Origin of the sequence: Serratia sp. CY33525 (assembly GCF_052169115.1) — a bacterium.
In the GTDB taxonomy this organism is placed as follows: domain Bacteria; phylum Pseudomonadota; class Gammaproteobacteria; order Enterobacterales; family Enterobacteriaceae; genus Serratia; species Serratia sarumanii.
Window position 1 is genome coordinate 250,521 of sequence record NZ_JBJNLK010000007.1, and the last position, 20,291, is coordinate 270,811.

A 20,291-nucleotide genomic window follows, 5' to 3' on the forward strand; every position below is an offset into this window, starting at 1 on the left:
CATTCCCTTGATTCCCCCTTTCCGTTGTTAGCGCGACGGTCGATATGTTAACGGCCTGTAGCCAAATAACCATCAAAATGGCCGGGTTATATGCCATAACTCCTGCCGCTTCAATCGCCACAGCGCGTTAAATTGAAGGGGGAATATTAACATTGTTCGCAACATTGTTCTGCGTTCCGTCGTGACTTGGGTCAAGCAAACGCAATTAAATTTCGCCTGTTTTTCACTACTTATCGTTAAAATCTGCCGGTCATTTCACTTTTATCGAGCTTTGTCGTTTTTTTATACATATCACGTATTGCTAAAAATAAACGCGCTGGTAATCTGGCGGTGTTTTGCAGCAGTAAAAACAATATCAGTGGCATGCCGACCAACGTCATTGCGCCGGCAAATAAATATAAGCAGGAATAATAATGAGCAAAATCGCGCTGTTGTTTGCGATGCTTGTTTCTATGCCGATGATCACGGCCTGCAGCGCCAGCGAGCAGGTACCCGAAGCGCCGGTAGTTAAACAGCAATTATTGGGTTCGCCGGTCTATATTCAGATCTTCAAAGAGGAACGCAAGCTGGAATTGTATGCCAAAATGGGCAATGAATTCCGCCTGGTCAACACGTTCCCGATCTGTAATTTCTCCGGCGGGCTGGGTCCTAAACGCCGTGAAGGCGACTTTAAAAGTCCGGAAGGCTTTTATAGCGTTGACGCGCGTCATCTGAAACCCGACAGCAAGTATTATCGGGCGATCAATATCGGTTTCCCTAATGATTACGATAAGTCGCAGGGCTATTCCGGCGCTTATCTGATGATCCACGGCGAATGTAAATCGATCGGCTGTTACGCGATGACCAACACCTATATGGACGAGATCTATCGCTACGTCGAAGCCGCCTTCGCCTATGGCCAAAGCCGCGTCAACATCAGCATTTACCCGTTCCGCATGACCGAGCAAAACCTCAAGCGCCATGCATCATCCAGCTATATCGCCTTCTGGCGCCAGCTGAAGCCGGGCTACGATTACTTCGCGAAGAACCACCAGCCGCCGACAATGGGCGTGGTCAATGGCCAGTACGTCTTGGGTCAACCGCTGATGAGCAGCGGCGGCATGATGACGCAGTACGCGTCAGCCAGCCCGACGCCCAACACCAATCCCTTCGCTCAGAACAAGCCGCTCACCGAAGTGAAATAACGCGAACTCGCCTGGCTCAATCTTGTGCCAGGTTTCGTTGGCGGTCAGCGGTTGGGTGGCGATCACCGTGACCACATCGTTCGGTGTGGTCTGCTGCTGAAAATCGATTTCCACGTCCTGATCGAGCAGCGTCGCCTTGCCGAACGGCGCGCGGCGCGTGATCCAATACAGGTTGGTGGAACAATAGGCCATCACGAAGCGCCCGTCCGACAACAGCATGTTGAACACCCCCTTCTTGCGCAGCTGGTTCGCCAACAGGCCGATATAGCGGAAAACCGCCGGCCATTGGCTCGGGGTGCGCGGGTATTTCAGCGCCAGCTGATGCAGCAGCCAGCAGAACGCGTATTCGCTGTCGGTCTGGCCGACCGGGCGAAACGTGCCGGTATCCAGCTGACGATAGCCTTTCAATTGGCCGTTGTGCGCGTAGGTCCAGTTGCGGCCCCACAGTTCGCGGGTGAACGGGTGGGTGTTTTCCAGCGCCACCTCGCCGCGATTGGCCTGACGAATATGGGACACCACCGCGCAGGACTTGATCGGATAGTCCTGCACCAGGCGGGCGATCGGCGAGTTGAAGCTCGGCTGCGGATCCTTGAATGTGCGGCAGCCGTTCCCTTCATAGAAGGTAATGCCCCAGCCATCCTTATGCGGCCCGGTGCGGCCGCCGCGCTGTACCAGGCCGGTAAAGCTGAAGCAGATATCGGTCGGTACGTTTGCGCTCATCCCGAGCAGTTCACACATCGCCAGCACTCCTTAACCACACTGACACAGGCTGTGCGGGCGCAGCATGCGGCGCCCGCCGTCTTATTCATGGGGAGCCGCAGCTCCCCGCAGGCTATCAAGCCTTAACCATCTCTTTTTCGATCAGCTGAATCAAGATGTGAATCGCTTTAATGTGGATTTCCTGAATGCGGTCGGCGTAGCCGAAGTGCGGCACGCGAATTTCCACATCGGCGGAACCCGCCATCTTGCCGCCGTCCTTGCCGGTCAGGGTGATCACTTTCATCCCCTTGGCGCGCGCCGCGTCGATGGCCTTGATGATGTTGCCGGAATTGCCGGAGGTGGAAATGCCCAGCAGCACGTCGCCTTCGCGGCCTACCGCTTCCACATAGCGAGAGAACACGTACTCATAGCCGAAGTCGTTGCTGACGCAGGACAGGTGGCTCACGTCCGAGATGGCAATCGCCGGGTAGCCCGGGCGGTTTTCACGGTAGCGGCCGGTCAGCTCTTCGGCGAAGTGCATCGCGTCGCAATGGGAACCGCCGTTGCCGCAGGAAATCACTTTACCGCCGGCTTTGAAGGAATCCGCCAGCAGCACCGCGGCGCGTTGGATGGCGTCGATGTTGGCGTCGTCATTGATAAATTTCGCCAGGGTATCAGCCGCTTCGTTCAGTTCACTGCGAATAAGGTCGTGGTACATGAGGAACCTCTTGTTATCGTCAAATCTTCCGCTCCGCAGTGTACCGGATCGCGGAAACAGCGAGAAGCATTCTCAGCCAAACAGCGCGCCGGTTAAGGAAGCGGAGAGGTTTTTGATGATTGGTGCTGTCAGTTTGTGACCTGAGTTGTAATTAAACTGTAAACGCATTGATAAAAATTCTGCCTTGTACTAAAACCTATTACATACACACAACAGGTCAGACCTCTTACTACTTCGGAGCTTCTTATGATGGTTCTTAGTATCGTCGTTTTCCTGGCTCTCCTCGGCGTGGTGTTCTACCACCGAGTGAACCTTACCCTCAGCAGCCTGATCCTGGTGGCGTACACCGCCGCCATGGGTGCGATCGGCCTGTGGAGCTTCTGGCTGTTGCTGCCGCTGGCTATCGTGCTGCTGCCGCTGAACCTTTCCTCTGTGCGCCGTTCCCTGCTCTCCGCGCCGGCGCTGCGCGCCTTCCGCAAGGTGATGCCGCCGATGTCCACCACCGAGAAGGAAGCGATCGACGCCGGCACCACCTGGTGGGAAGGCGATCTGTTCCGCGGCGCGCCGGACTGGAACAAGCTGCACAGCTACCCGAAACCGCGCCTGACGGAAGAAGAGCAGGCGTTTATCGACGGCCCGGTGGAAGAAGCCTGCCGCATGGCCAACGACTTCCAGATCACCCACGAACTGGCCGATCTGCCACCTGAACTCTGGGCATACCTGAAAGAACACCGTTTCTTCGCGATGATCATCAAGAAAGAGTACGGCGGTCTGGAATTCTCTCCTTATGCTCAGGCGATGGTGCTGCAAAAACTGGCCGGCGTTTCCGGCATCCTGGCGATCACCGTCGGCGTGCCGAACTCCCTCGGCCCGGGCGAACTGCTGCAGCACTACGGTACCGAAGAACAGAAAAACCACTATCTGCCGGGCCTGGCGCGCGGCGACGAGATCCCTTGCTTCGCGCTGACCAGCCCGGAAGCGGGTTCCGATGCCGGCGCCATTCCGGACGTGGGCACCGTGTGCATGGGCGAATGGCAAGGCAAGCAGGTGCTGGGCATGCGCCTGACCTGGAACAAGCGCTACATCACGCTGGCGCCGGTCGCCACCGTACTGGGCCTGGCGTTCAAACTGCATGACCCGAACCGCCTGCTGAGCGACAACGAATCCCCGGGCATCACCTGTGCGCTGATCCCGACCAGCACGCCGGGCGTGGAAATAGGCAACCGCCACTTCCCGCTGAACGTGCCGTTCCAGAACGGCCCGACCCGCGGCACCGACGTGTTCGTCCCGATCGATTACATCATCGGCGGCCCGAAAATGGCCGGCCAGGGCTGGCGGATGCTGGTTGAGTGTCTGTCGGTAGGTCGCGGCATCACCCTGCCGTCCAACTCTACCGGCAGCCTGAAATCCATCGCCCTGGCGACCGGCGCCTACGCGCACATTCGCCGTCAGTTCAAGATCTCCATCGGCAAGATGGAAGGCATCGAAGAGCCGTTGGCGCGCATCGCCGGCAACACCTATGTGATGGACGCCGCCGCTTCGCTGATCACCTATGCGCTGGTGCAGGGCGAGAAGCCGGCCGTGCTGTCGGCCATCGTCAAATACCACTGTACGCACCGCGGCCAGCAGTCGATCGTTGACGCCATGGACATCGCCGGCGGTAAAGGCATCATGCTCGGCGAATCCAACTTCCTGGCTCGCGCCTATCAGGGCGCACCGATCGCCATCACGGTGGAAGGCGCGAACATCCTGACCCGCACCATGATGATCTTCGGTCAAGGCGCGATCCGCTGCCATCCTTATGTGCTGGATGAAATGGCGGCGGCGCAAAGCAACGATCTGAACGCCTTCGATAAATCGCTGTTCGGCCACTTGGGCCACGTCGGCAGCAACAAGGTACGCAGCTTCTGGCTGGGCCTGACCAACGGCCGCACCAGCGCCACGCCGACCAAGGACGCGACCCGTCGTTACTATCAGCAGTTGAACCGCCTGAGCGCCAACCTGGCGTTGCTGTCGGACGTTTCCATGGGCGTGCTGGGCGGCAGCCTGAAGCGCCGCGAGCGCATCTCCGCTCGCCTGGGGGATATCCTCAGCCAGATGTATTTGGCTTCCGCCGTGCTGAAACGCTTTGACGACGAAGGCCGTCAGAAAGAAGATCTGCCGCTGGTGCATTGGGGCGTACAAGACAGCCTGCATAAAGCCGAACAGGCGCTGGATGATCTGCTGCGCAACTTCCCGAACCGCTTTATCGCCGGCGCGCTGCGCTTCGTGGTCTTCCCGTTTGGCCGCGTGCATACCGCACCGTCCGACCGTCTGGATCACCAGTTGGCCAAGATCCTGCAGGTGCCTTCCGCCACCCGCAGCCGTCTGGGGCGCGGTCAGTACCTGACGCCGAGCGAGCATAACCCAATCGGCCTGCTGGAAGCGGCGCTGGCCGACGTGATGGCCGCCGAGCCGATTCACGAGCGTCTGTGCAAGGCGGCCGGCAAAAACCTGCCGTTCACCCGCCTGGATCGTTTGGCGGAGCGCGCGCTGGAAGAAGGCAAGATCAGCGCCGACGAGGCGAAGATCCTGGTGAAAGCCGAAGAGAGCCGCCTGCGCTCCATCAACGTGGACGACTTTGCGCCGGATGCGCTGGCGGCCGCCAAGCCGGAAAAGCCGGCGGCGCAGTCTAAGCGCCAACAGCAAACCGAAGCGGCTTAACGTTCACTTCACGCATCCAAGGGGCGTCATCATCGCCCCTTTTTCTTTTGCTTTCATGACAAACTGCGCACCGCGCCGCAGGTTGGCGCAACGGCGGATTTCACGGGAAGGAAGTTCGAGTAGACTGCGCGACGGGTGCTCTGGATCTTTCTGTCCGGAGCCTTGGCAAAGGAGAGAAAGAGAAAGGCCCCGAGTCGATATTATCAACCCGAGGCCACTCTGATGCCTAGCAACGTCAGGTTAGCCTCTTACCCGCCGCAAGGCAAGGATAGGGAGGTCAAAAATGCAGCAAAAACGGGTCGTGCTTAAGCTGGTGATCGTCTGTATGACGCTGATCGCGTTCATCTGGCTAACCCGCGGTTCGCTGTGCGAACTGCGCATCAGGCTGGGAGACTCGGAGGTTGCGGCCACTTTGGCTTACGAATCCGAACGGTAAGGCAACCCAACGGCGGGGTTCGCCCCGCCCGTTGGCTGATGGTGTCAGGCAAGATCCACGAGCACCCGCCTTTTCAGCCCTGCTGACGAATGCGCGCCAACAGCGCGTCAATATGCTCGATCTGCGGCGCATTGACGATCAGCGTGCGCCCCAATCCCAGCGCATGGCGCTGACAGTCGAGGCGCATATCGGCGTCGGCGATGCTGTCCAGATCGGCGACGTGCGCCAGGCCGATGGTGCGCCGAATCAGTTCGGTGCCGCAGTACCCGACCGCATCGGTCCAGACCTGTTGCAGGAACAGCTCGGCGTAACCCGGCGTCGCCAGCGCCGCATCCCGGCTTTGCTGATGGCACAAAGCCAAAAAGCGATCGGCGAAGATCAGCCACAGCTCGCGCACATCCTGCAAGCGCTGCTCGCGCCCGGCGGCGGCGTCGCGCGGCCCGAACAGCCCCGGCAGCCCGCAATAGTTGAGCAGCAGGTTGCCTAACGCAGTACCGATATCGAAACCGATCGGGCCGTAGAAGCCGAATTCGGCGTCGATCGCTTTCAACCGGCCTTCCGCCACGAAGATCGAACCGCTGTGAATATCGCCGTGCAACAGCGCCTCCGCCTTGGTGAGGAAGCGATGTTTCAGGCCGGCGACCGCCAACTTCAGCGGCGCATCCTCGCGCAGCGCCTGCACCTGCGGCAACAGCGCCACCTCGAACTGATTGCGCTCATGGTCGATATAGGGATCGGTAAAGAACAGGTCTTCGGTGATCTGGCACAGTTCGGGGTTAGTGAAACGTCTGACTTCCGCCTTCTTCTGCTGCGCCGACTGATAAAAATCGGAGGTGTGAAACAGCGTCTGCGCCAGGTATTCCGCCAACTGCCCGGCCGCCAGCGGGTGATAGTTGCCCTGTACCAGCTCACTGCGCCAGATGCGATGATCGGAGAGATCTTCCTGCACCATCACCGCCAATTCGGGATCGTGATGCAAGACTTTTACCGTATGCCGCGGGCAGAAACCGCCGTGAACCCGCAGCGTTTCCGCTTCGATGCGCGCCCGATCCAGCGTCAGCGGCCAGGATTCGCCCACGCAGCGCACGTAGGGCAGCGCCTGTTTGACGATCACCCGGCTCACGCCTTCGCGATCGCGGATCTTGAACACCAGGTTCAGGTTGCCGTCACCGATCTCGTCGGCGCTCACCAGCGCCTGCGGATCGGCCACCTGCCCGTATTGGCGGGCATATTCAACGGCATCGGCAGCCGTAAACGTACGATAAAGCGACATTCCCCAACCCCTCTGTTCTCTCTCACTGACCCCAGCGATTCTGTTTATTTAGACGTAAAAGCATTTGGACGTCTATACATCTGGAAGTCATGTTGGCAGAATAGCGTTTCAGATGCAATAACCACGCAACAAGGAATTAACCGCCGATGCAAGCGCTTAACACCACCAGCTTGACCCTGCAGGACAACCGCCTTTGGATCCTCGATCAGCAAGCCCTGCCGCAGGAAAAGCGGTGGCGCGCCTGCGACAGCGTGGAGGAACTGGTCGGGCACATTCACAGCCTGCGGGTGCGCGGCGCGCCGCTGATCGGGCTGTCCGCCAGCCTGCTGTTGGCGCTGCTGGCGGAACGCGGTCTGCCGCGCGCCGAGCTGGAACAGGCGCTGCACACGCTGCGCGCCGCTCGCCCGACGGCGGTCAACCTGATGAATAATCTGGATCGCATGAAGCTGGCGCTGGCGGAGCCTGACTGGGCGCCGGCGATGGTGAACGAAGCGCTGCGGCTGGTGGAAGAAGATCGCCGGCTGTGCGATCGCATCGCCGATCACGGCGCTGGGCTGGTCAAGCCCGGCAGCCGCCTGCTGACCCACTGCAATACCGGCGGATTGGCCACCGCCGGCGTCGGCACCGCCATCGGCGTGCTGCTGCACGCCCACCGGCAGGGCAAAGTGCAACAGGTATGGGTCGATGAAACCCGGCCGCTGCTGCAGGGCGGCCGTCTGACCGCCTGGGAATTGGGCGAGCTGGGCATTCCCTATCGCCTGATCTGCGATTCGATGGCCGCCAGCCTGATGGCGCAGGGCCAGGTCGATGCGGTATGGGTCGGCGCGGATCGCATCGCCGCCAACGGCGACGTTGCCAACAAGATTGGCACCTACAGCCTGGCGGTGCTGGCGCACTATCACGGCATCCCGTTCTACGTGGCCGCCCCGCACACCACCCACGATCCGCACTGCCCGGACGGCGCAGCCATCCCGATCGAGCAGCGCGCGGCGGCCGAAGTCACCGGCGTTTCAGGTAGCTTCGGCGCCTGCCAGTGGGCGCCGAACGATGCGCCGGTCTACAATCCGGCGTTCGACGTCACGCCGGCGAAGCTCATCAGCGGATGGATATTCGACAGCGGCGTGATTACGCCGCAGCAGGTTGAAGCGGGGATTTTCCAGCGGGCGTTGAGTTAACGCCCGCCCATCGGCACTCAGTCCAAACGCGGATAAGCATCGGCGATCTTGTCGCCGGTGAAATGCGCCACCCAGCCTTCCGGGTTGTCGAACACCCGGATTGCGGTGAAATGCGGCGCCGATCCCATATCGAACCAATGGCGGGTGTTGGCCGGCACCGAGATCAGATCGTTCTTTTCACACAGGATCTGAAAGATCTTGCCGTCCAGATGCAGGCAAAACAGCCCTGCGCCCTCGACGAAAAAGCGCACTTCATCTTCGCCGTGCGTATGTTCGGACAGGAATTTTTCACGCAGCGCCTGGCGCTGTTCATGGTCCGGCCGCATGCTGATCACGTCCCAGCTCTGGTAACCCTTTTCCGCCACCAGCCGGTCGATCTCATGCTGGTAGGCCGCGATCACCGCCTCCGGCTGCGGATTGTCGCCCAGCTCGCGATCCGCCTGCCAGCGCTCAAAGCGCACGCCGATCTGCGCCAACTGCCGCTGGATCTCCTGCGCATCACGGCTCTGCCACAGCGGTTGCTGCGGCGCTGTATCGCTGAAAATGGTCAATCCACTCATGAGACGAACTCCCCTAAATCGATGCGATCAAAACGGTTAACCTGCGGATGTCGGCTCTGCACGTCCGCCTCATCGCGGATCAGCTGGCAGGTATGCCAGCCGGCGGCCTGCGCCGCATCCAGCTCCTGGCGGATGTCGGACAAAAACAGCAGCTCGTCGGGCGCGATGCCGATAGCCTGCGCGATGTTGCGGTACGACGCGGTTTCACGCTTGGCGCCGACGTGCGTATCGAAATAGCCACTGAACAGCGGCTGCAGATCGCCCGCGTCGCTGTGGCCGAACAGCAGCTTCTGCGCCTCCACCGAACCGGAGGAATAGACGTAGAGCTTCACCCCTTGCCGCTGCCAGGCGGCCAACTGCCCGGCGACTTCCGGATACAGATGCCCGCGGAAATCACCCTCGCGGTAGCCGCTGCGCCAGATGATGCCCTGCAGCGCCTTGAGTGCGGTGGATTTGCGGTCTTCATCCATAAAGCGGTACAGCGCGGCGATCAGCACGTCGAGATCGGCCTGCGGTTGGCCAATTTCAGCGCGCAGCGCCGCCAGCGGAGCGGCGACTTCGCTCTCAGCGGCATGGCGGCGCACAAAATCCGCCAGCCGTTCGCGGGCGTAAGGAAACAGTACCTGATGCACGAAGCGAATATCGCTGGTGGTGCCTTCAATATCAGTCACGATGGCGCGGATCATTTCGCCTCCAGTAAGCGGCGTTGCAGTTCACACTGGAACAAGAATTCCAGCCCTTCAAGATGGCGGCGAGCTTCCGCCACCTGGCTTCCCCAGCAATACAGACCGTGGCCGCGTACCAGAAAGCCGTATTGCAGCGGCGTGGCCTCGGCATAGACCGCCACGCGCGCCGCCAGCCGAGGGATATCCTGATCGTTGTCGAAAATGGGGATCGCCACGCTGTCCAGGTGGCTGCGCTGGCCGGCCAGCGACTTCTGCATTTCGTACCCCTGCAGCACCAGCGCATCGCCGCGTTCCACCCGCGACAGGACGGTAGCGTTGACGGAATGGGTATGCAGCACCGCGCCGATATGCGCAGACAGGCGATAGAGCAGCGTATGCAGCCCGGTCTCCGCCGACGGCGTGCGGCCGCTCGGCACATGATTCTCGGCAATATCCACCCGCAGAAAATCGGCGGCGCTCAGGCTACCCTTGTCTTTGCCGGACTCGGTGACCAGGCACTGACGTTCGTCCAGGCGCAGCGACATGTTGCCGCCGGTCGCCGGGCACCAGCCTTTGTCGCCAATCCAGTGGCAGGCCGCCAGCAATGCGGTAAGTTGCGGATTCTCCGTCATTATTATCGTTTCCCGTTCGGTAAGGCGGCCGGCAGATGAGGCTTGGCCTGCCGCGTGGCGGGCTAAGCACTTTTTCGCATTTAGCCATCTAAGCGTCTTGATTGCCAAATACTAGCATCGTGTTATATTGACGGCAATATAAGCGCCAGGAGTATTCACCCGCTATGAGCACTTCCGCATTGATTCCCGAAAGCAAACTGCCCTCGCTGGGCACCACCATCTTTACCCAGATGAGCGCGCTGGCGCAGCAGCACCAGGCGATCAACCTGTCGCAGGGCTTCCCCGATTTCGACGGCCCGGACTACCTGAAAGAACGCTTGGCCTGGCACGTCGCCCAGGGCGCCAACCAATATGCGCCGATGACCGGCGTGGCGCCGCTGCGCGAAGCCATCGCCGACAAAACCGCCGAGCTGTATGGCTGGCAGCCGGACGCCGGCAGCGAAGTGACCGTCACCGCCGGCGCCACCGAAGCGCTGTTCGCCGCCATCAGCGCGCTGGTGCGCCCCGGCGACGAGGTGGTCTGTTTCGATCCCAGCTACGACAGCTATGCGCCGGCGGTGACGTTGGCCGGCGGCATACTCAAACGCATCGCCCTGCAGCCGCCTGCGTTTGCCGTGGATTGGCCAGCGTTCGCCGCCGCGCTGTCGCCGCGCACCCGCCTGGTGATCGTCAACACGCCGCACAACCCGTCCGCCACCGCTTGGCAGGCGGAAGACATGCAGCAGCTGTGGCACGCTATCGCCGAACGCGAAGTCTACGTGCTCAGCGACGAGGTTTACGAACACATCTGCTTCGCCAAAGGCGGCCACGCCAGCGTGCTGGCCCACCCGCAGCTGCGCCAGCGCGCAATCGCGGTGTCCTCTTTCGGTAAAACCTTCCACATGACCGGTTGGAAAGTGGGCTATTGCGTGGCACCCGCCGTGCTGAGCGCCGAGGTGCGCAAAGTGCATCAATACCTGACCTTTTCGGTCAATACCCCGGCCCAGCTGGCGCTGGCGGATAGCCTGCGCGCCGAGCCGGAGCACTGGCGACAGCTGCCGGCGTTCTATCGCGCCAAACGCGACCGCTTTGTGCAGGCGCTGGCGAGCAGCCGACTGGAAATTTTACCCTGCGCGGGTACATACTTCTTGCTGGCGGACTACGGCGCCATCTCCGATCTGGACGATGTGGCGTTCTGCCATTGGTTAACCGAGCACGTGGGCGTGGCGGCCATTCCGCTGTCGGTCTTCTGTGCCGATCCTTTCCCCCATAAATTGATCCGGCTGTGCTTCGCTAAACAGGACGCCACGCTGGATGCAGCTGCGGAGCGGTTATGTCGACTTTAAAAATTACCCTGTTGCAGCAACCTTTGGTCTGGCGCGACGGCCTCGCCAATCTGGCCGCCTTCGACGCGTTGCTGGCGCCGATCGTCGGCCGCGATCTCATCGTCTTGCCGGAGATGTTCACCACCGGTTTCGCCATGGATGCCGGCGAGAGCGCCCTGCCCGAACAGCAGGTGATCGACTGGCTGCACGGTTGGGCGGTGAAAAGCCACGCGTTAATCGGCGGCAGCGTGGCGCTGAAAACCGACGAGGGCGCGGTCAACCGTTTCCTGCTGGTCGAGCCGGGCGGCCAGGCGCACGCCTATGACAAACGCCACCTGTTCCGCATGGCCGGCGAACACCTGCACTACCAAGCCGGCAACCGGCGTGAAATCGTCGAATGGCGCGGCTGGCGCATCCTGCCGCAGATCTGCTACGACCTGCGTTTCCCGGTTTGGGCGCGCTATCAGCAGGATTACGATCTGGCGTTGTACGTCGCCAACTGGCCGGCGCCGCGCAGTCACCATTGGCAAACGCTGCTGGCGGCGCGGGCGATAGAAAACCAGGTGTATGTAGCGGGTTGCAACCGGGTGGGCGACGATCCCAACGGCCTGAACTACAGCGGCGACAGCCTGATCATCAGCCCTCAGGGCGAGATCCTGGCGGATGCGGAGCCAGGCGCGGCCACGCGGCTGGACGCCGAGCTGTCGCTGGAAACCCTGCAGAGTTACCGCAGCGCCTTCCCGGCCTGGCGCGACGCCGACAGCTTTCTGCGTTTAGACTGACTCCCCCTTCTCCCAGCCGGCGATCGTCAGGCAATAGGCCTGGATCGCCAGCGCCACGTCCGCCTGCCGCACCGCTTCGGCCGGATGATGGCTGACGCCGCCGGCGCAACGCACGAACAGCATGCCGACCGGCCAGTGCGCCGCCACGGCGATGGCGTCGTGCCCGGCGCCGCTCGGCAGCGCCAGGCTCCGCCCCTGTACCTGCTCGACGGCCGCCTGCCAGCATTGCCGCAGATCGCTATCGCAGGCGGTGGCGTCAATGCGGTAAAACTCCTCGCTGGCGAAGCGCACGCCGCGGCGCGCGCAGATCGCCTGCGCCTGCGCCAGCAACGCCGTCAACAGCGCCGCCAGTTGTGCATCCTGCGGGCCGCGCACGTCGAGCGTCAATCGCACTTCGCCGGGGATCACGTTGACCGCGCCCGGCAGGCATTCAATACACCCCACGGTGGCCACCAAATGCGGATCGGCGGCGCGGGTCAGAGTTTCGACCGCCGTTATCCATTCCGCCGCGGCCGCCAACGCGTCTTTGCGCTGCACCATAGGCACCGTGCCGGCGTGGCCCGCTTCACCGCTGAAAGTGCAGGTAAGCCGGCGCGCGCCATTGATCGCCGTCACCACGCCCAGCGCCAGGTCGGCTGCCTCCAGGCACGGCCCCTGTTCGATATGCAATTCGAGATAGGCGCGAATTTCGTTTGGCGCGCGACGCGCCTGTGCGATCGCCGCCGGATCCAGCCCAAAGTCGCGCATGGCCTGCGCGATGCTCACCCCGTCGGCATCCGTCTGCGCCAGCCATTCCTGCGGCCATTGGCCGGTCAGCCCGCGGCTGCCGAGCAGCGTGACGCCAAAGCGCGCGCCCTCTTCGTCGGCAAAACCGATCACCTCCAGCGCCAGCGGCAAACGGCGCCCCTGGCGGTGATAGTGCGCCACCGTCTCCAGCGCTGTGAGCACGCCGAGCATGCCGTCATAGCGCCCGGCGTTGCGCACCGTGTCCAGATGCGAACCGAGCAGCAGCGCAGGGGCAGCGGGCGTGAGCCCTTCATAACGGCCGCAGATATTACCGACGCTGTCCTGCCAAACCTGCATGCCACTCTCGCGCATCCATTCACCCACCAGAGCGTTGGCGCGCCGATGTTCCGCAGACAGATAAAGACGCGTCAATTTACCGGGCTCCGCGCTGATCGCCGCCAGCTCGTCACAGCGCGCCATCACCCGTGCGGCAGCCTGCTGCGCCTCCAGCGGCGTCATCCACGCTTGCCTGCGTCATAAACGTTCCAGGCGGCCTGCAACGCCTCGCCCTGCTTGCTGGCGAAGCCGAGACGGTTCAACACCGCCTCCAGCGCCGCCAGGGTTTGCAGCACGCAATCTTTGCGCGCGTTGTAGCCCATGGTGCCGATGCGCCAGATCTTGCCCTGCAGCGGGCCGAACGAGGTGCCGATTTCGATGCCAAAGTCGTTCAGCATCATCTGCCGCACCTGTTCGCCGTGCACCTGCGGCGGGATCATCACGCCGAGCACGTTATTCATGCGGTGTTCGAGATCGCCGAACACCGCCAGCCCCATGCCCCGGATGCCCGCCAGCATCGCCGCGCCATGCAGCCGGTGGCGGGCGATGGCCTGATCCAGCCCTTCTTCAAGGATCACCCGCGCACATTCGCGCGCTGCGAACAGCATGCTGGTGGCTTCGGTATGGTGATTCAGGCGCTCCGGCCCCCAATAATCCATGATCATGCCGATGTCGAAATAGTTGGAGTAAATTATCTCGTCGTCGCCGTCGGCATGCTCGGCGGTGCGGATCCCCGCCTCCACGCATTTACGGCGGCGCACAATCTCTTCAAACTGCGGGCTGAGGGTGACCGGCGAGCTGCCGGAGGGGCCGCCCAGGCACTTCTGCAGCCCGGCGGAGACCGCATCCAGCCCCCAGGCATCGGTCTCCAGCGGGTTACCGCCGAAGGAAGCCGTCGCATCGGTGTAGAACAACACGCCGTGGCGGTGGCAGATATCGCCCAGCTCATGCAGCGGCTGCAGCATGGTGGTGGAAGTGTCGCCCTGCACCGTCAGCAGCAGGCGCGGGCGCACTCGCTTAATCGCGTCTTCGATGCGATCGGCGCTGAACACCTCGCCCCACGGTACCTCGATCGTGTGCACCTCGGCGCGGCAGCGGCGGGCAATCTCGCACAGCAGATGCCCGAAACGGCCGAAGACCGGCACCAGCACCTTATCGCCCGGCCGAATGGCGGAAACCAGCAGCGCCTCGATACCGGCGCGCGAGGTGCCGTCCACCAGCATCGTCCAGCGGTTTTCGGTGCGGAACAGCGCGCGGTACAGCGCCATGACCTGATTCATGTAACCGGTCATCGCCGGATCGTACTGGCCGATCAGCTGGCTCGACATGGCGCGCAGCACGCGCGGATCGGCGTTGATCGGCCCCGGCCCCATCAGCAGGCGTGCCGGCGGGTTAATCTGATCGAATTGCGAGATATCCAACATGTTCATTCCCTGTCAGCTTAGTAAGTTATTGAGTTATGCCGTCAGCGTCGACATGACGTTTGTTTGCTGCCCAACAGCCTACTCCCGATAGGGTTTCAGTTGAAACAAAAGATTCTTATGATCAATTAATGAAACCAAAGTAACACAATGAGGTGACCGATCCGCCTTAAACGGCGGAAGGTGCAGGAAGGGAAATGACCTGCCGCACTTAACGCAGCTCCAGTTCGTCCAGCGCCTGGAACAGTTCGGCGACGTGATGAATACGCTGCCGCCCCTGCGCCAGCCGCTCATGCAGCAACGCATTGCTGAGCAGGCTGGCCAGGCTCATGGCGGCGGCATAGCTGTCGAACGCCGACACGCTGTCGAGCGGCACGGTCAAGTGCCAGTTGGCCAGTGGGAACAACGCCTGCGCCTGCGGTTCGCAGATCAGCAGCGTCGGCACCCCGCGGCTTTGCAACAGCGCCAGCAGCGCCTTTATCTGGCGCGGCCGGCGACGGAACGCCACCACCACCGCCATGTCCTGCGGCGTCAGCCCCGCCAGATCTTCCGCCAGCGTTTGCCCCGGCTGCGGCGCCAGCAGCACCTGCTCCCGCACCTGCATCAGCTGCTGGCGCAGGTGCATCGCCACCGGATAGCTGTTGCGCAGCCCCAGCAGCATCACGCTTCGCGCCTGCGCCAGTGCGGCGATCGCCGCGCTGAACTGCACCGCATCGATCTGCTTTACCCAGCGGGTGAGATTGGCCATTTCCTGCTTACAGTGCCGCGCCAATAGCGTATCGCCCTGCACCGCATCGCGGCTGTCGGTCAGCGGCATGCCGCTTTGGCGCAGGGTGCGCAGCTCATCGCGCATGGCGCGGTAGTTGGGGTAGCCCAGCCGTTTGAACAAGCGGCTGACCGTGGCTTTGGAAACGCCGCTCAGACGCGCCAGCTCGGCGCTGTTGTAGCCGATCAAATCGTCATAGTGATCGAAGATGAAGTCGGCCACCCGCTGCTCCTGCGGCGTCAGCTGTGGGTAGTCGCGGCGCAGGCGTTCGTCGAACCGTTGCATTATCGTTCTCGCTGTAACCTTCGTTTCAGCGGAACATAACACGGTCGAACTACCCGCTGGCAAGCGATTATTCGTTGAGGGGGAATAGCAGCGGCATGCCCTGCTCCAGCGTTAATGCCGGAAAAGGGCCGCGCGTTCAGCACCAATAGGCCATGAAGTTGACGGTAGCGCGATCCAGATCGCGTTCGCCGATCAGATAACGCCGCAGCGTTTTCACCGTGGAAGACTCGGCCGCCACCCAGGCATAAAAAGCGTTACCGCCGGCCGCCCGCTCCCAAAGCACCTCATCGCTCAGGCTGCTTTCCGCCAGGGACTGCGCCTGCGCACACGCCGACGCGGGGATATCGACCCGCTGGCGCACCGCTTCCACCAGCAGCGTACCGTGCGCCAACTGGCGGCCCACGTCACGCGGCAGCCAGTAAACCTCGGCGAACGGGAAACGGGCCAAATCCAGGCAATCCCCCGCCACCGGCACTTCGAAGAACGCCTGCACCCACGGCGGATTGGCCTGCTGCGCCAGCTGCTCCAGAATGCCCATCGCCGCCGGCACCGCCGTCTCATCGGCGATCAACAGCGCCTGCTGCAACTGCGCCGGCGGCGCCCATTCGTAGCCGCCGCTGTCGCCGCCGAACTCGCCGTTGGGCGCGACCGTCTGAATGGCGTCACCCGGCTCGGCGTGGGTCGCCCAGGCGGAAGCCGGGCCGTTCACACCATGCAGCACGAATTCGACGTCCATCTGATTCTGCTCACGGCGCAGCGCACGCAGCGTATAGGTGCGCATCACCGGCCGTTGTTCTTTGGGGATCGCCATGTAATCGCCGTACCAGTCCGGGCCGTTGACCAACTGCGGGCTCTGGCCGTCCGCCGCCGGGAACAACAGTTTGATGCGCTGATCCGGCGCTTCAAGCTTCATCCGATGAATATCCGCACCTTCAAACACGCAGCGCACCAGCGAAGGTGAAATCAGCGTTTTGCTTTTCAGGGTGATATCAAAAATTCTGTAGCTGGCGGACATGTTCTCGATTCTCCGGCAACGCTGTCGCTTGCGCGTATGGCCGATCGGCTGCCGTGTTGACGGCGTGGGGTGCTCGATCGCGCAGTGGGTAAAATGTTAATAAAACTAATTAATTACGTTAATGTATCGCAAAAAATCATATCATGATTTTATTGATAACAAGAAACGTTATTGATAAAAGAAGCATTCTCAAAAATAGAGTAATAACAAAATCACCTGGGAAATAACGATGAAACGCAAACACCTTTGGGTATTGAACCCTTGTCTGCTGGCAATGCTTGCGCCGGCGGCTTGGGCAGAAGATCAGAAAACCAGCAACGAAGAGCAGTTGGTAGTCTCCGCCAGCCGTTCGCACCGCAGCGTGGCGGAAATGGCACAGACCACTTGGGTCATCGAAAGCCAGGAGATCGAACAGCAGGTTCAGGGCGGTAAAGAGATCAAGGACATGTTGGCGCAGCTGATCCCCGGCATGGACGTCAGCGGCCAGGGCCGCACCAACTATGGCATGAATATGCGCGGCCGTTCGATGATGGTGATGATCGACGGCGTACGCCTGAACTCATCGCGCAGCGACAGCCGCCAATTGGATTCTATCGATCCGTTCAATATCGATCATATTGAGGTGATTTCCGGCGCGACCTCGCTGTACGGCGGCGGCAGCACCGGCGGCCTGATCAACATCGTCACCAAAAAGGGGCAACCGGAACAGCAGGTCGAGTTGCAGATCGGCGGTAAAACCGGCTTTGGCGGCCATAACGATCACGACGAGAACGTGGCGGCGGCGGTCAGCGGCGGCAACGACAACGCCTCGGGGCGCCTGTCCGTTTCTTACCAGCGCTACGGCGGCTGGTATGACGGCAAAGGCAACGAGGTGCTGATCGACAACACCCAAACCGGCCTGCAGTATTCCGATCGCCTCGACGTGATGGGCACCGGCACCCTCAACATCGACGATCATCAACAGTTGCAGCTGACCACCCAATACTACAAAAGCCAGTCCGACGGCGACCACGGCCTGTTCCTGGGAGAAAACTTCGCGGCGGTGACCGGCAACGCCAAGGCCTACAACAGCGGTAGCTTAGATTCCGACCGCATCCCCGGCACCGAACGCCATCTGATCAACCTGCAGTATTCCAACACCGATTTCCTCGGCCAGGATCTGGTGGCGCAGGTCTACTACCGCGACGAAACCCTGACCTTCTACCCGTTCCCAACGCTGGCGGGCAAAGCGCCGAACTATTACGTCAGCAGCATTGGCGCCTCGCAGCAAAAAACCGACTTCTACGGCGGCAAACTGACGTTAAACAGCAAACCTGTCGACGCGCTGAGGCTGACTTACGGCATCGACGCCGAGCATGAGAGCTTCAACGCCAACCAACAGTTCTTTAACCTGGCGAAGGCGCAACAGTCCGGCGGCATGACGCTGGAGAACGCCTACAGCACCGGCCGCTACCCGAGCTATACCACCAGCAATCTGGCGTCGTTCCTGCAGGCCAGTTACGACATCAACCCGATCTTCACCCTGAGCGGCGGCGTGCGTTACCAGTACACCGAAAACAAGATCGACGACTTCGTCGGCTATAACCAGCAGCAGGCGATCGCTACCGGCGCCGCCGCCTCCGCCGACGCCATTCCGGGAGGGAAAACCGACTACAACAATGCGCTGTTCAACGCCGGCCTGTTGGCGCACCTGACCGAGCGCCAGCAAACCTGGTTCAACTTCTCTCAGGGCTTCGAGATCCCGGATCCGGGCAAGTATTACGGCAACGGCACCTACGCGCTGAACGGCGGCCACTACCAACTGCTGAAAAGCGTTAACGTCGGCGATTCCAGGCTGGAAGGCATCAAGGTCAATGCTTACGAGCTGGGCTGGCGCTATACCGGCGATAACCTGCGCACGCAAATCGCCGCCTACTACTCGCTGTCCGACAAGAGCATCGCCATCAACAAAACCGACATGACCATCAACGTCAATGCGGATAAGCGCCGCATCTACGGGGTAGAAGGCGCGGTGGATTATTTCTTTGAAGACAGCGACTGGAGCGCCGGCACCAACTTCAACGTTATCCGTTCCGAAACCAAGGTCAACGGCGAATGGAAGAAGCTGGTGGTGGATACCGCCAGCCCATCGAAAGTCACCGCCTATGTCGGCTGGGCGCCGGGCGACTGGAATCTGCGCTTACAGTCGCAGCAGACCTTCGACGTGTCGGACGACGGTGATTACACCAAGGCCAATTCCACTCAGGGCCGCAAGATCGATGGCTACAACACCCTCGATTTCCTCGGCAGCTATGCCCTGCCGGTGGGGAAAATCAGCTTCAGCGTGGAAAACCTGCTGGACAAGGAGTACACCACCGTTTGGGGCCAACGCGCGCCGATACTGTACAGCCCAACCTACGGTTCGCCTGAGCTGTACAGCTATAAAGGCCGTGGACGTACCTTCGGCTTGAACTACTCGGTGTTATTCTGAGGATAAGGGGCCGGTCTGCCGGCCCCGTTCATTGAGCCGCACCGTTTTTCATAGAGCAGAAACGACGAAGCCCTGAGTTATCGCTAACTCAGGGCTTCTGAATAGTGGCGGAACGGACGGGGCTCGAACCCGCGACCCCCTGCGTGACAGGCAGGTATTCTAACCAACTGAACTACCGCTCCGCGCCATTCCCTCTTGCGGGGGAACGAGGCGCATATTACGGACGCCTTTCGGTTCCGTCAACGCCTTTTTCTCACCAAATGAACCGTTTGCACAGTTTTTCAACGAAGGTTCATCCGGTGAGGTTTTTTCACGCAAAAACGCCGTTATTCGGCCGGCGCTCCGCGCCACAGGCAGCTGCCGCCCTTCTTCGCCACCAGATCCAGACGCGCCTCGTGCGCCTTCACTTCTTCGTCGCTGGCGTAGACCACTTTCATCGCCGTCGCCGGACGGACGATGCGCTGAATCTCTTGCGCGGCGTCGTTTTGCTGGGTATCCCCCTCCATCTGGAAGGCTATCGAGGTCTGACCGCCGGTCATCGCCAGATAGACTTCCGCCAGGATCTCGGCATCGAGCAATGCGCCGTGCAGCGTACGCTTGCTGTTGTCTATCTCATAACGGCTGCACAAGGCATCGAGGTTGTTGCGCTTGCCCGGGAACAGGCGGCGCGCCATCAGCAGGCTGTCGGTGATGGTGCAGAAGGTCTCTGTCTTCGGGATGCCCTGCTGCAGCATGCGGAATTCGTGATCCATAAAGCCGATATCGAACGCCGCGTTATGGATCACCAGTTCGCCGCCGCGGATAAAGTCGAGGAATTCCTCGGCAACCTGATCGAAGGTCGGCTTATCGGCCAGGAAGTCGTCGCTGATGCCGTGTACGCCGTAGGCTTCCGGATCCACCAGCCTGTCCGGCTTGATGTAAACGTGGAAATTGCGCCCGGTCAGGCGGCGGTTAATCACCTCCACCGCACCGATTTCGATGATGCGGTGCCCTTCGTAGTGCACCCCGAGCTTGTTCATACCGGTGGTTTCGGTATCGAGGACAATCTGTCTGGTGGTTGTAGAGATCATATTGCAGTGCTCACAGCGCTCGTTTATGTCAGACTTGGCTTTTATAAAACTGATAGGAAGAGTCTACCAGA

The 20,291-nt window shown here is 61.2% G+C and carries 18 protein-coding genes and 1 tRNA gene; 7 read left to right on the forward strand and 12 right to left on the reverse strand.

The annotated features are described in order from the left end of the window. The first annotated feature begins 413 nt into the window (after positions 1–413). Positions 414–1,184 carry a peptidoglycan meso-diaminopimelic acid protein amidase gene (gene dpaA / locus ACJ8IM_RS18270; protein ID WP_033637205.1) on the forward strand — a complete coding sequence of 257 codons (771 nt, stop codon included), beginning with the start codon at positions 414–416 and terminating at the stop codon, positions 1,182–1,184. Here dpaA and ACJ8IM_RS18275 read toward each other — a convergent pair. Together ACJ8IM_RS18275 and lpcA are read right to left on the reverse strand one after the other, a co-directional pair. Beyond that, a complete protein-coding gene (locus ACJ8IM_RS18275) occupies positions 1,119–1,922 on the reverse strand; it encodes a class II glutamine amidotransferase (RefSeq protein WP_025301665.1) in 804 nt (267 codons plus the stop codon). The genes dpaA and ACJ8IM_RS18275 overlap by 66 nt on opposite strands. Positions 1,923–2,019: 97 nt before the next feature. Beyond that, entirely contained in the window at positions 2,020–2,601 is a 582-nt protein-coding gene (gene lpcA / locus ACJ8IM_RS18280; protein WP_004930220.1) for a D-sedoheptulose 7-phosphate isomerase, read from the reverse strand. A gap of 246 nt (positions 2,602–2,847) precedes the next feature. Between lpcA and fadE the strand changes: the two genes are divergently transcribed. Continuing rightward, positions 2,848–5,304, forward strand: a complete 2,457-nt coding sequence (fadE, locus tag ACJ8IM_RS18285) for an acyl-CoA dehydrogenase FadE (protein WP_033653340.1) — start codon at positions 2,848–2,850, stop codon at positions 5,302–5,304. A 283-nt stretch (positions 5,305–5,587) separates the two neighbouring features. Beyond that, a complete protein-coding gene (locus ACJ8IM_RS18290) occupies positions 5,588–5,740 on the forward strand; it encodes a Hok/Gef family protein (protein ID WP_004930217.1) in 153 nt (50 codons plus the stop codon). A gap of 73 nt (positions 5,741–5,813) precedes the next feature. On the opposite strand, the gene mtnK is transcribed toward ACJ8IM_RS18290, so the two are convergent. Then, positions 5,814–7,013: an S-methyl-5-thioribose kinase gene (mtnK, locus tag ACJ8IM_RS18295; RefSeq protein ID WP_033653341.1), complete on the reverse strand. Its 1,200-nt coding sequence runs from the start codon at positions 7,011–7,013 to the stop codon at positions 5,814–5,816. A gap of 146 nt (positions 7,014–7,159) precedes the next feature. On the opposite strand from mtnK, the gene mtnA reads away from it, so the two are divergent. Next, the gene (gene mtnA / locus ACJ8IM_RS18300; protein WP_033653342.1) at positions 7,160–8,188 is read left to right on the forward strand and encodes an S-methyl-5-thioribose-1-phosphate isomerase; all 1,029 of its coding nucleotides are present in this window, start codon (positions 7,160–7,162) and stop codon (positions 8,186–8,188) included. 17 nt (positions 8,189–8,205) lie between these two features. Here the strand turns inward: mtnA and ACJ8IM_RS18305 are convergent, their stop codons facing one another. The 3 genes from ACJ8IM_RS18305 to ACJ8IM_RS18315 are packed head-to-tail and all read right to left on the reverse strand — an operon-like array spanning position 8,206 to position 10,045. Next, positions 8,206–8,748, reverse strand: a complete 543-nt coding sequence (locus ACJ8IM_RS18305; RefSeq protein ID WP_015376726.1) for a 1,2-dihydroxy-3-keto-5-methylthiopentene dioxygenase — start codon at positions 8,746–8,748, stop codon at positions 8,206–8,208. Then, the gene (gene mtnC, locus ACJ8IM_RS18310) at positions 8,745–9,434 is read right to left on the reverse strand and encodes an acireductone synthase (RefSeq protein WP_033653343.1); all 690 of its coding nucleotides are present in this window, start codon (positions 9,432–9,434) and stop codon (positions 8,745–8,747) included. The genes ACJ8IM_RS18305 and mtnC overlap by 4 nt, the downstream gene beginning before the upstream one ends. After that, positions 9,431–10,045, reverse strand: a complete 615-nt coding sequence (locus ACJ8IM_RS18315) for a methylthioribulose 1-phosphate dehydratase (protein WP_033653344.1) — start codon at positions 10,043–10,045, stop codon at positions 9,431–9,433. The genes mtnC and ACJ8IM_RS18315 overlap by 4 nt, the downstream gene beginning before the upstream one ends. 164 nt (positions 10,046–10,209) lie before the next feature. On the opposite strand from ACJ8IM_RS18315, the gene ACJ8IM_RS18320 reads away from it, so the two are divergent. After that, entirely contained in the window at positions 10,210–11,370 is a 1,161-nt protein-coding gene (locus tag ACJ8IM_RS18320; protein WP_033653345.1) for a pyridoxal phosphate-dependent aminotransferase, read from the forward strand. After that, entirely contained in the window at positions 11,358–12,131 is a 774-nt protein-coding gene (locus ACJ8IM_RS18325) for an amidohydrolase (protein ID WP_033653346.1), read from the forward strand. The genes ACJ8IM_RS18320 and ACJ8IM_RS18325 overlap by 13 nt, the downstream gene beginning before the upstream one ends. Here the strand turns inward: ACJ8IM_RS18325 and hpxK are convergent. From hpxK to ACJ8IM_RS18345, 4 genes are all read right to left on the reverse strand, one after another. Further along, the gene (hpxK, locus tag ACJ8IM_RS18330; protein ID WP_033653347.1) at positions 12,123–13,376 is read right to left on the reverse strand and encodes an allantoate amidohydrolase; all 1,254 of its coding nucleotides are present in this window, start codon (positions 13,374–13,376) and stop codon (positions 12,123–12,125) included. The genes ACJ8IM_RS18325 and hpxK overlap by 9 nt on opposite strands. Next, entirely contained in the window at positions 13,373–14,617 is a 1,245-nt protein-coding gene (locus tag ACJ8IM_RS18335) for a pyridoxal-phosphate-dependent aminotransferase family protein (protein ID WP_033653348.1), read from the reverse strand. The genes hpxK and ACJ8IM_RS18335 overlap by 4 nt, the downstream gene beginning before the upstream one ends. 208 nt (positions 14,618–14,825) lie before the next feature. Continuing rightward, entirely contained in the window at positions 14,826–15,665 is an 840-nt protein-coding gene (locus tag ACJ8IM_RS18340; RefSeq protein WP_033653349.1) for a MurR/RpiR family transcriptional regulator, read from the reverse strand. 136 nt (positions 15,666–15,801) lie between these two features. After that, positions 15,802–16,680, reverse strand: a complete 879-nt coding sequence (locus ACJ8IM_RS18345) for a siderophore-interacting protein (protein ID WP_033653350.1) — start codon at positions 16,678–16,680, stop codon at positions 15,802–15,804. Positions 16,681–16,909: 229 nt separating this feature from the next. Between ACJ8IM_RS18345 and ACJ8IM_RS18350 the strand changes: the two genes are divergently transcribed. Further along, positions 16,910–19,150: a TonB-dependent siderophore receptor gene (locus tag ACJ8IM_RS18350; protein WP_033653351.1), complete on the forward strand. Its 2,241-nt coding sequence runs from the start codon at positions 16,910–16,912 to the stop codon at positions 19,148–19,150. A gap of 105 nt (positions 19,151–19,255) precedes the next feature. On the opposite strand, the gene ACJ8IM_RS18355 is transcribed toward ACJ8IM_RS18350, so the two are convergent. Both ACJ8IM_RS18355 and dnaQ read right to left on the reverse strand, forming a co-directional pair. Continuing rightward, positions 19,256–19,332: transfer RNA gene (locus tag ACJ8IM_RS18355), tRNA-Asp, on the reverse strand. Positions 19,333–19,476: 144 nt separating this feature from the next. Beyond that, positions 19,477–20,220: a DNA polymerase III subunit epsilon gene (gene dnaQ, locus ACJ8IM_RS18360; protein WP_004930195.1), complete on the reverse strand. Its 744-nt coding sequence runs from the start codon at positions 20,218–20,220 to the stop codon at positions 19,477–19,479. Positions 20,221–20,291: the final 71 nt, after the last annotated feature.

What these genes read in the sequence shown, in the direction of transcription:
- dpaA (WP_033637205.1), top strand. Translation starts at nt 414, where the DNA reads ATGAGCAAAATCGCGCTGTTGTTTGCGATGCTTGTTTCTATGCCGATG.
- ACJ8IM_RS18275 (WP_025301665.1), bottom strand. Translation starts at nt 1,922, where the DNA reads ATGTGTGAACTGCTCGGGATGAGCGCAAACGTACCGACCGATATCTGC.
- lpcA (WP_004930220.1), bottom strand. Translation starts at nt 2,601, where the DNA reads ATGTACCACGACCTTATTCGCAGTGAACTGAACGAAGCGGCTGATACC.
- fadE (WP_033653340.1), top strand. Translation starts at nt 2,848, where the DNA reads ATGATGGTTCTTAGTATCGTCGTTTTCCTGGCTCTCCTCGGCGTGGTG.
- ACJ8IM_RS18290 (WP_004930217.1), top strand. Translation starts at nt 5,588, where the DNA reads ATGCAGCAAAAACGGGTCGTGCTTAAGCTGGTGATCGTCTGTATGACG.
- mtnK (WP_033653341.1), bottom strand. Translation starts at nt 7,013, where the DNA reads ATGTCGCTTTATCGTACGTTTACGGCTGCCGATGCCGTTGAATATGCC.
- mtnA (WP_033653342.1), top strand. Translation starts at nt 7,160, where the DNA reads ATGCAAGCGCTTAACACCACCAGCTTGACCCTGCAGGACAACCGCCTT.
- ACJ8IM_RS18305 (WP_015376726.1), bottom strand. Translation starts at nt 8,748, where the DNA reads ATGAGTGGATTGACCATTTTCAGCGATACAGCGCCGCAGCAACCGCTG.
- mtnC (WP_033653343.1), bottom strand. Translation starts at nt 9,434, where the DNA reads ATGATCCGCGCCATCGTGACTGATATTGAAGGCACCACCAGCGATATT.
- ACJ8IM_RS18315 (WP_033653344.1), bottom strand. Translation starts at nt 10,045, where the DNA reads ATGACGGAGAATCCGCAACTTACCGCATTGCTGGCGGCCTGCCACTGG.
- ACJ8IM_RS18320 (WP_033653345.1), top strand. Translation starts at nt 10,210, where the DNA reads ATGAGCACTTCCGCATTGATTCCCGAAAGCAAACTGCCCTCGCTGGGC.
- ACJ8IM_RS18325 (WP_033653346.1), top strand. Translation starts at nt 11,358, where the DNA reads ATGTCGACTTTAAAAATTACCCTGTTGCAGCAACCTTTGGTCTGGCGC.
- hpxK (WP_033653347.1), bottom strand. Translation starts at nt 13,376, where the DNA reads ATGACGCCGCTGGAGGCGCAGCAGGCTGCCGCACGGGTGATGGCGCGC.
- ACJ8IM_RS18335 (WP_033653348.1), bottom strand. Translation starts at nt 14,617, where the DNA reads ATGTTGGATATCTCGCAATTCGATCAGATTAACCCGCCGGCACGCCTG.
- ACJ8IM_RS18340 (WP_033653349.1), bottom strand. Translation starts at nt 15,665, where the DNA reads ATGCAACGGTTCGACGAACGCCTGCGCCGCGACTACCCACAGCTGACG.
- ACJ8IM_RS18345 (WP_033653350.1), bottom strand. Translation starts at nt 16,680, where the DNA reads ATGTCCGCCAGCTACAGAATTTTTGATATCACCCTGAAAAGCAAAACG.
- ACJ8IM_RS18350 (WP_033653351.1), top strand. Translation starts at nt 16,910, where the DNA reads ATGAAACGCAAACACCTTTGGGTATTGAACCCTTGTCTGCTGGCAATG.
- dnaQ (WP_004930195.1), bottom strand. Translation starts at nt 20,220, where the DNA reads ATGATCTCTACAACCACCAGACAGATTGTCCTCGATACCGAAACCACC.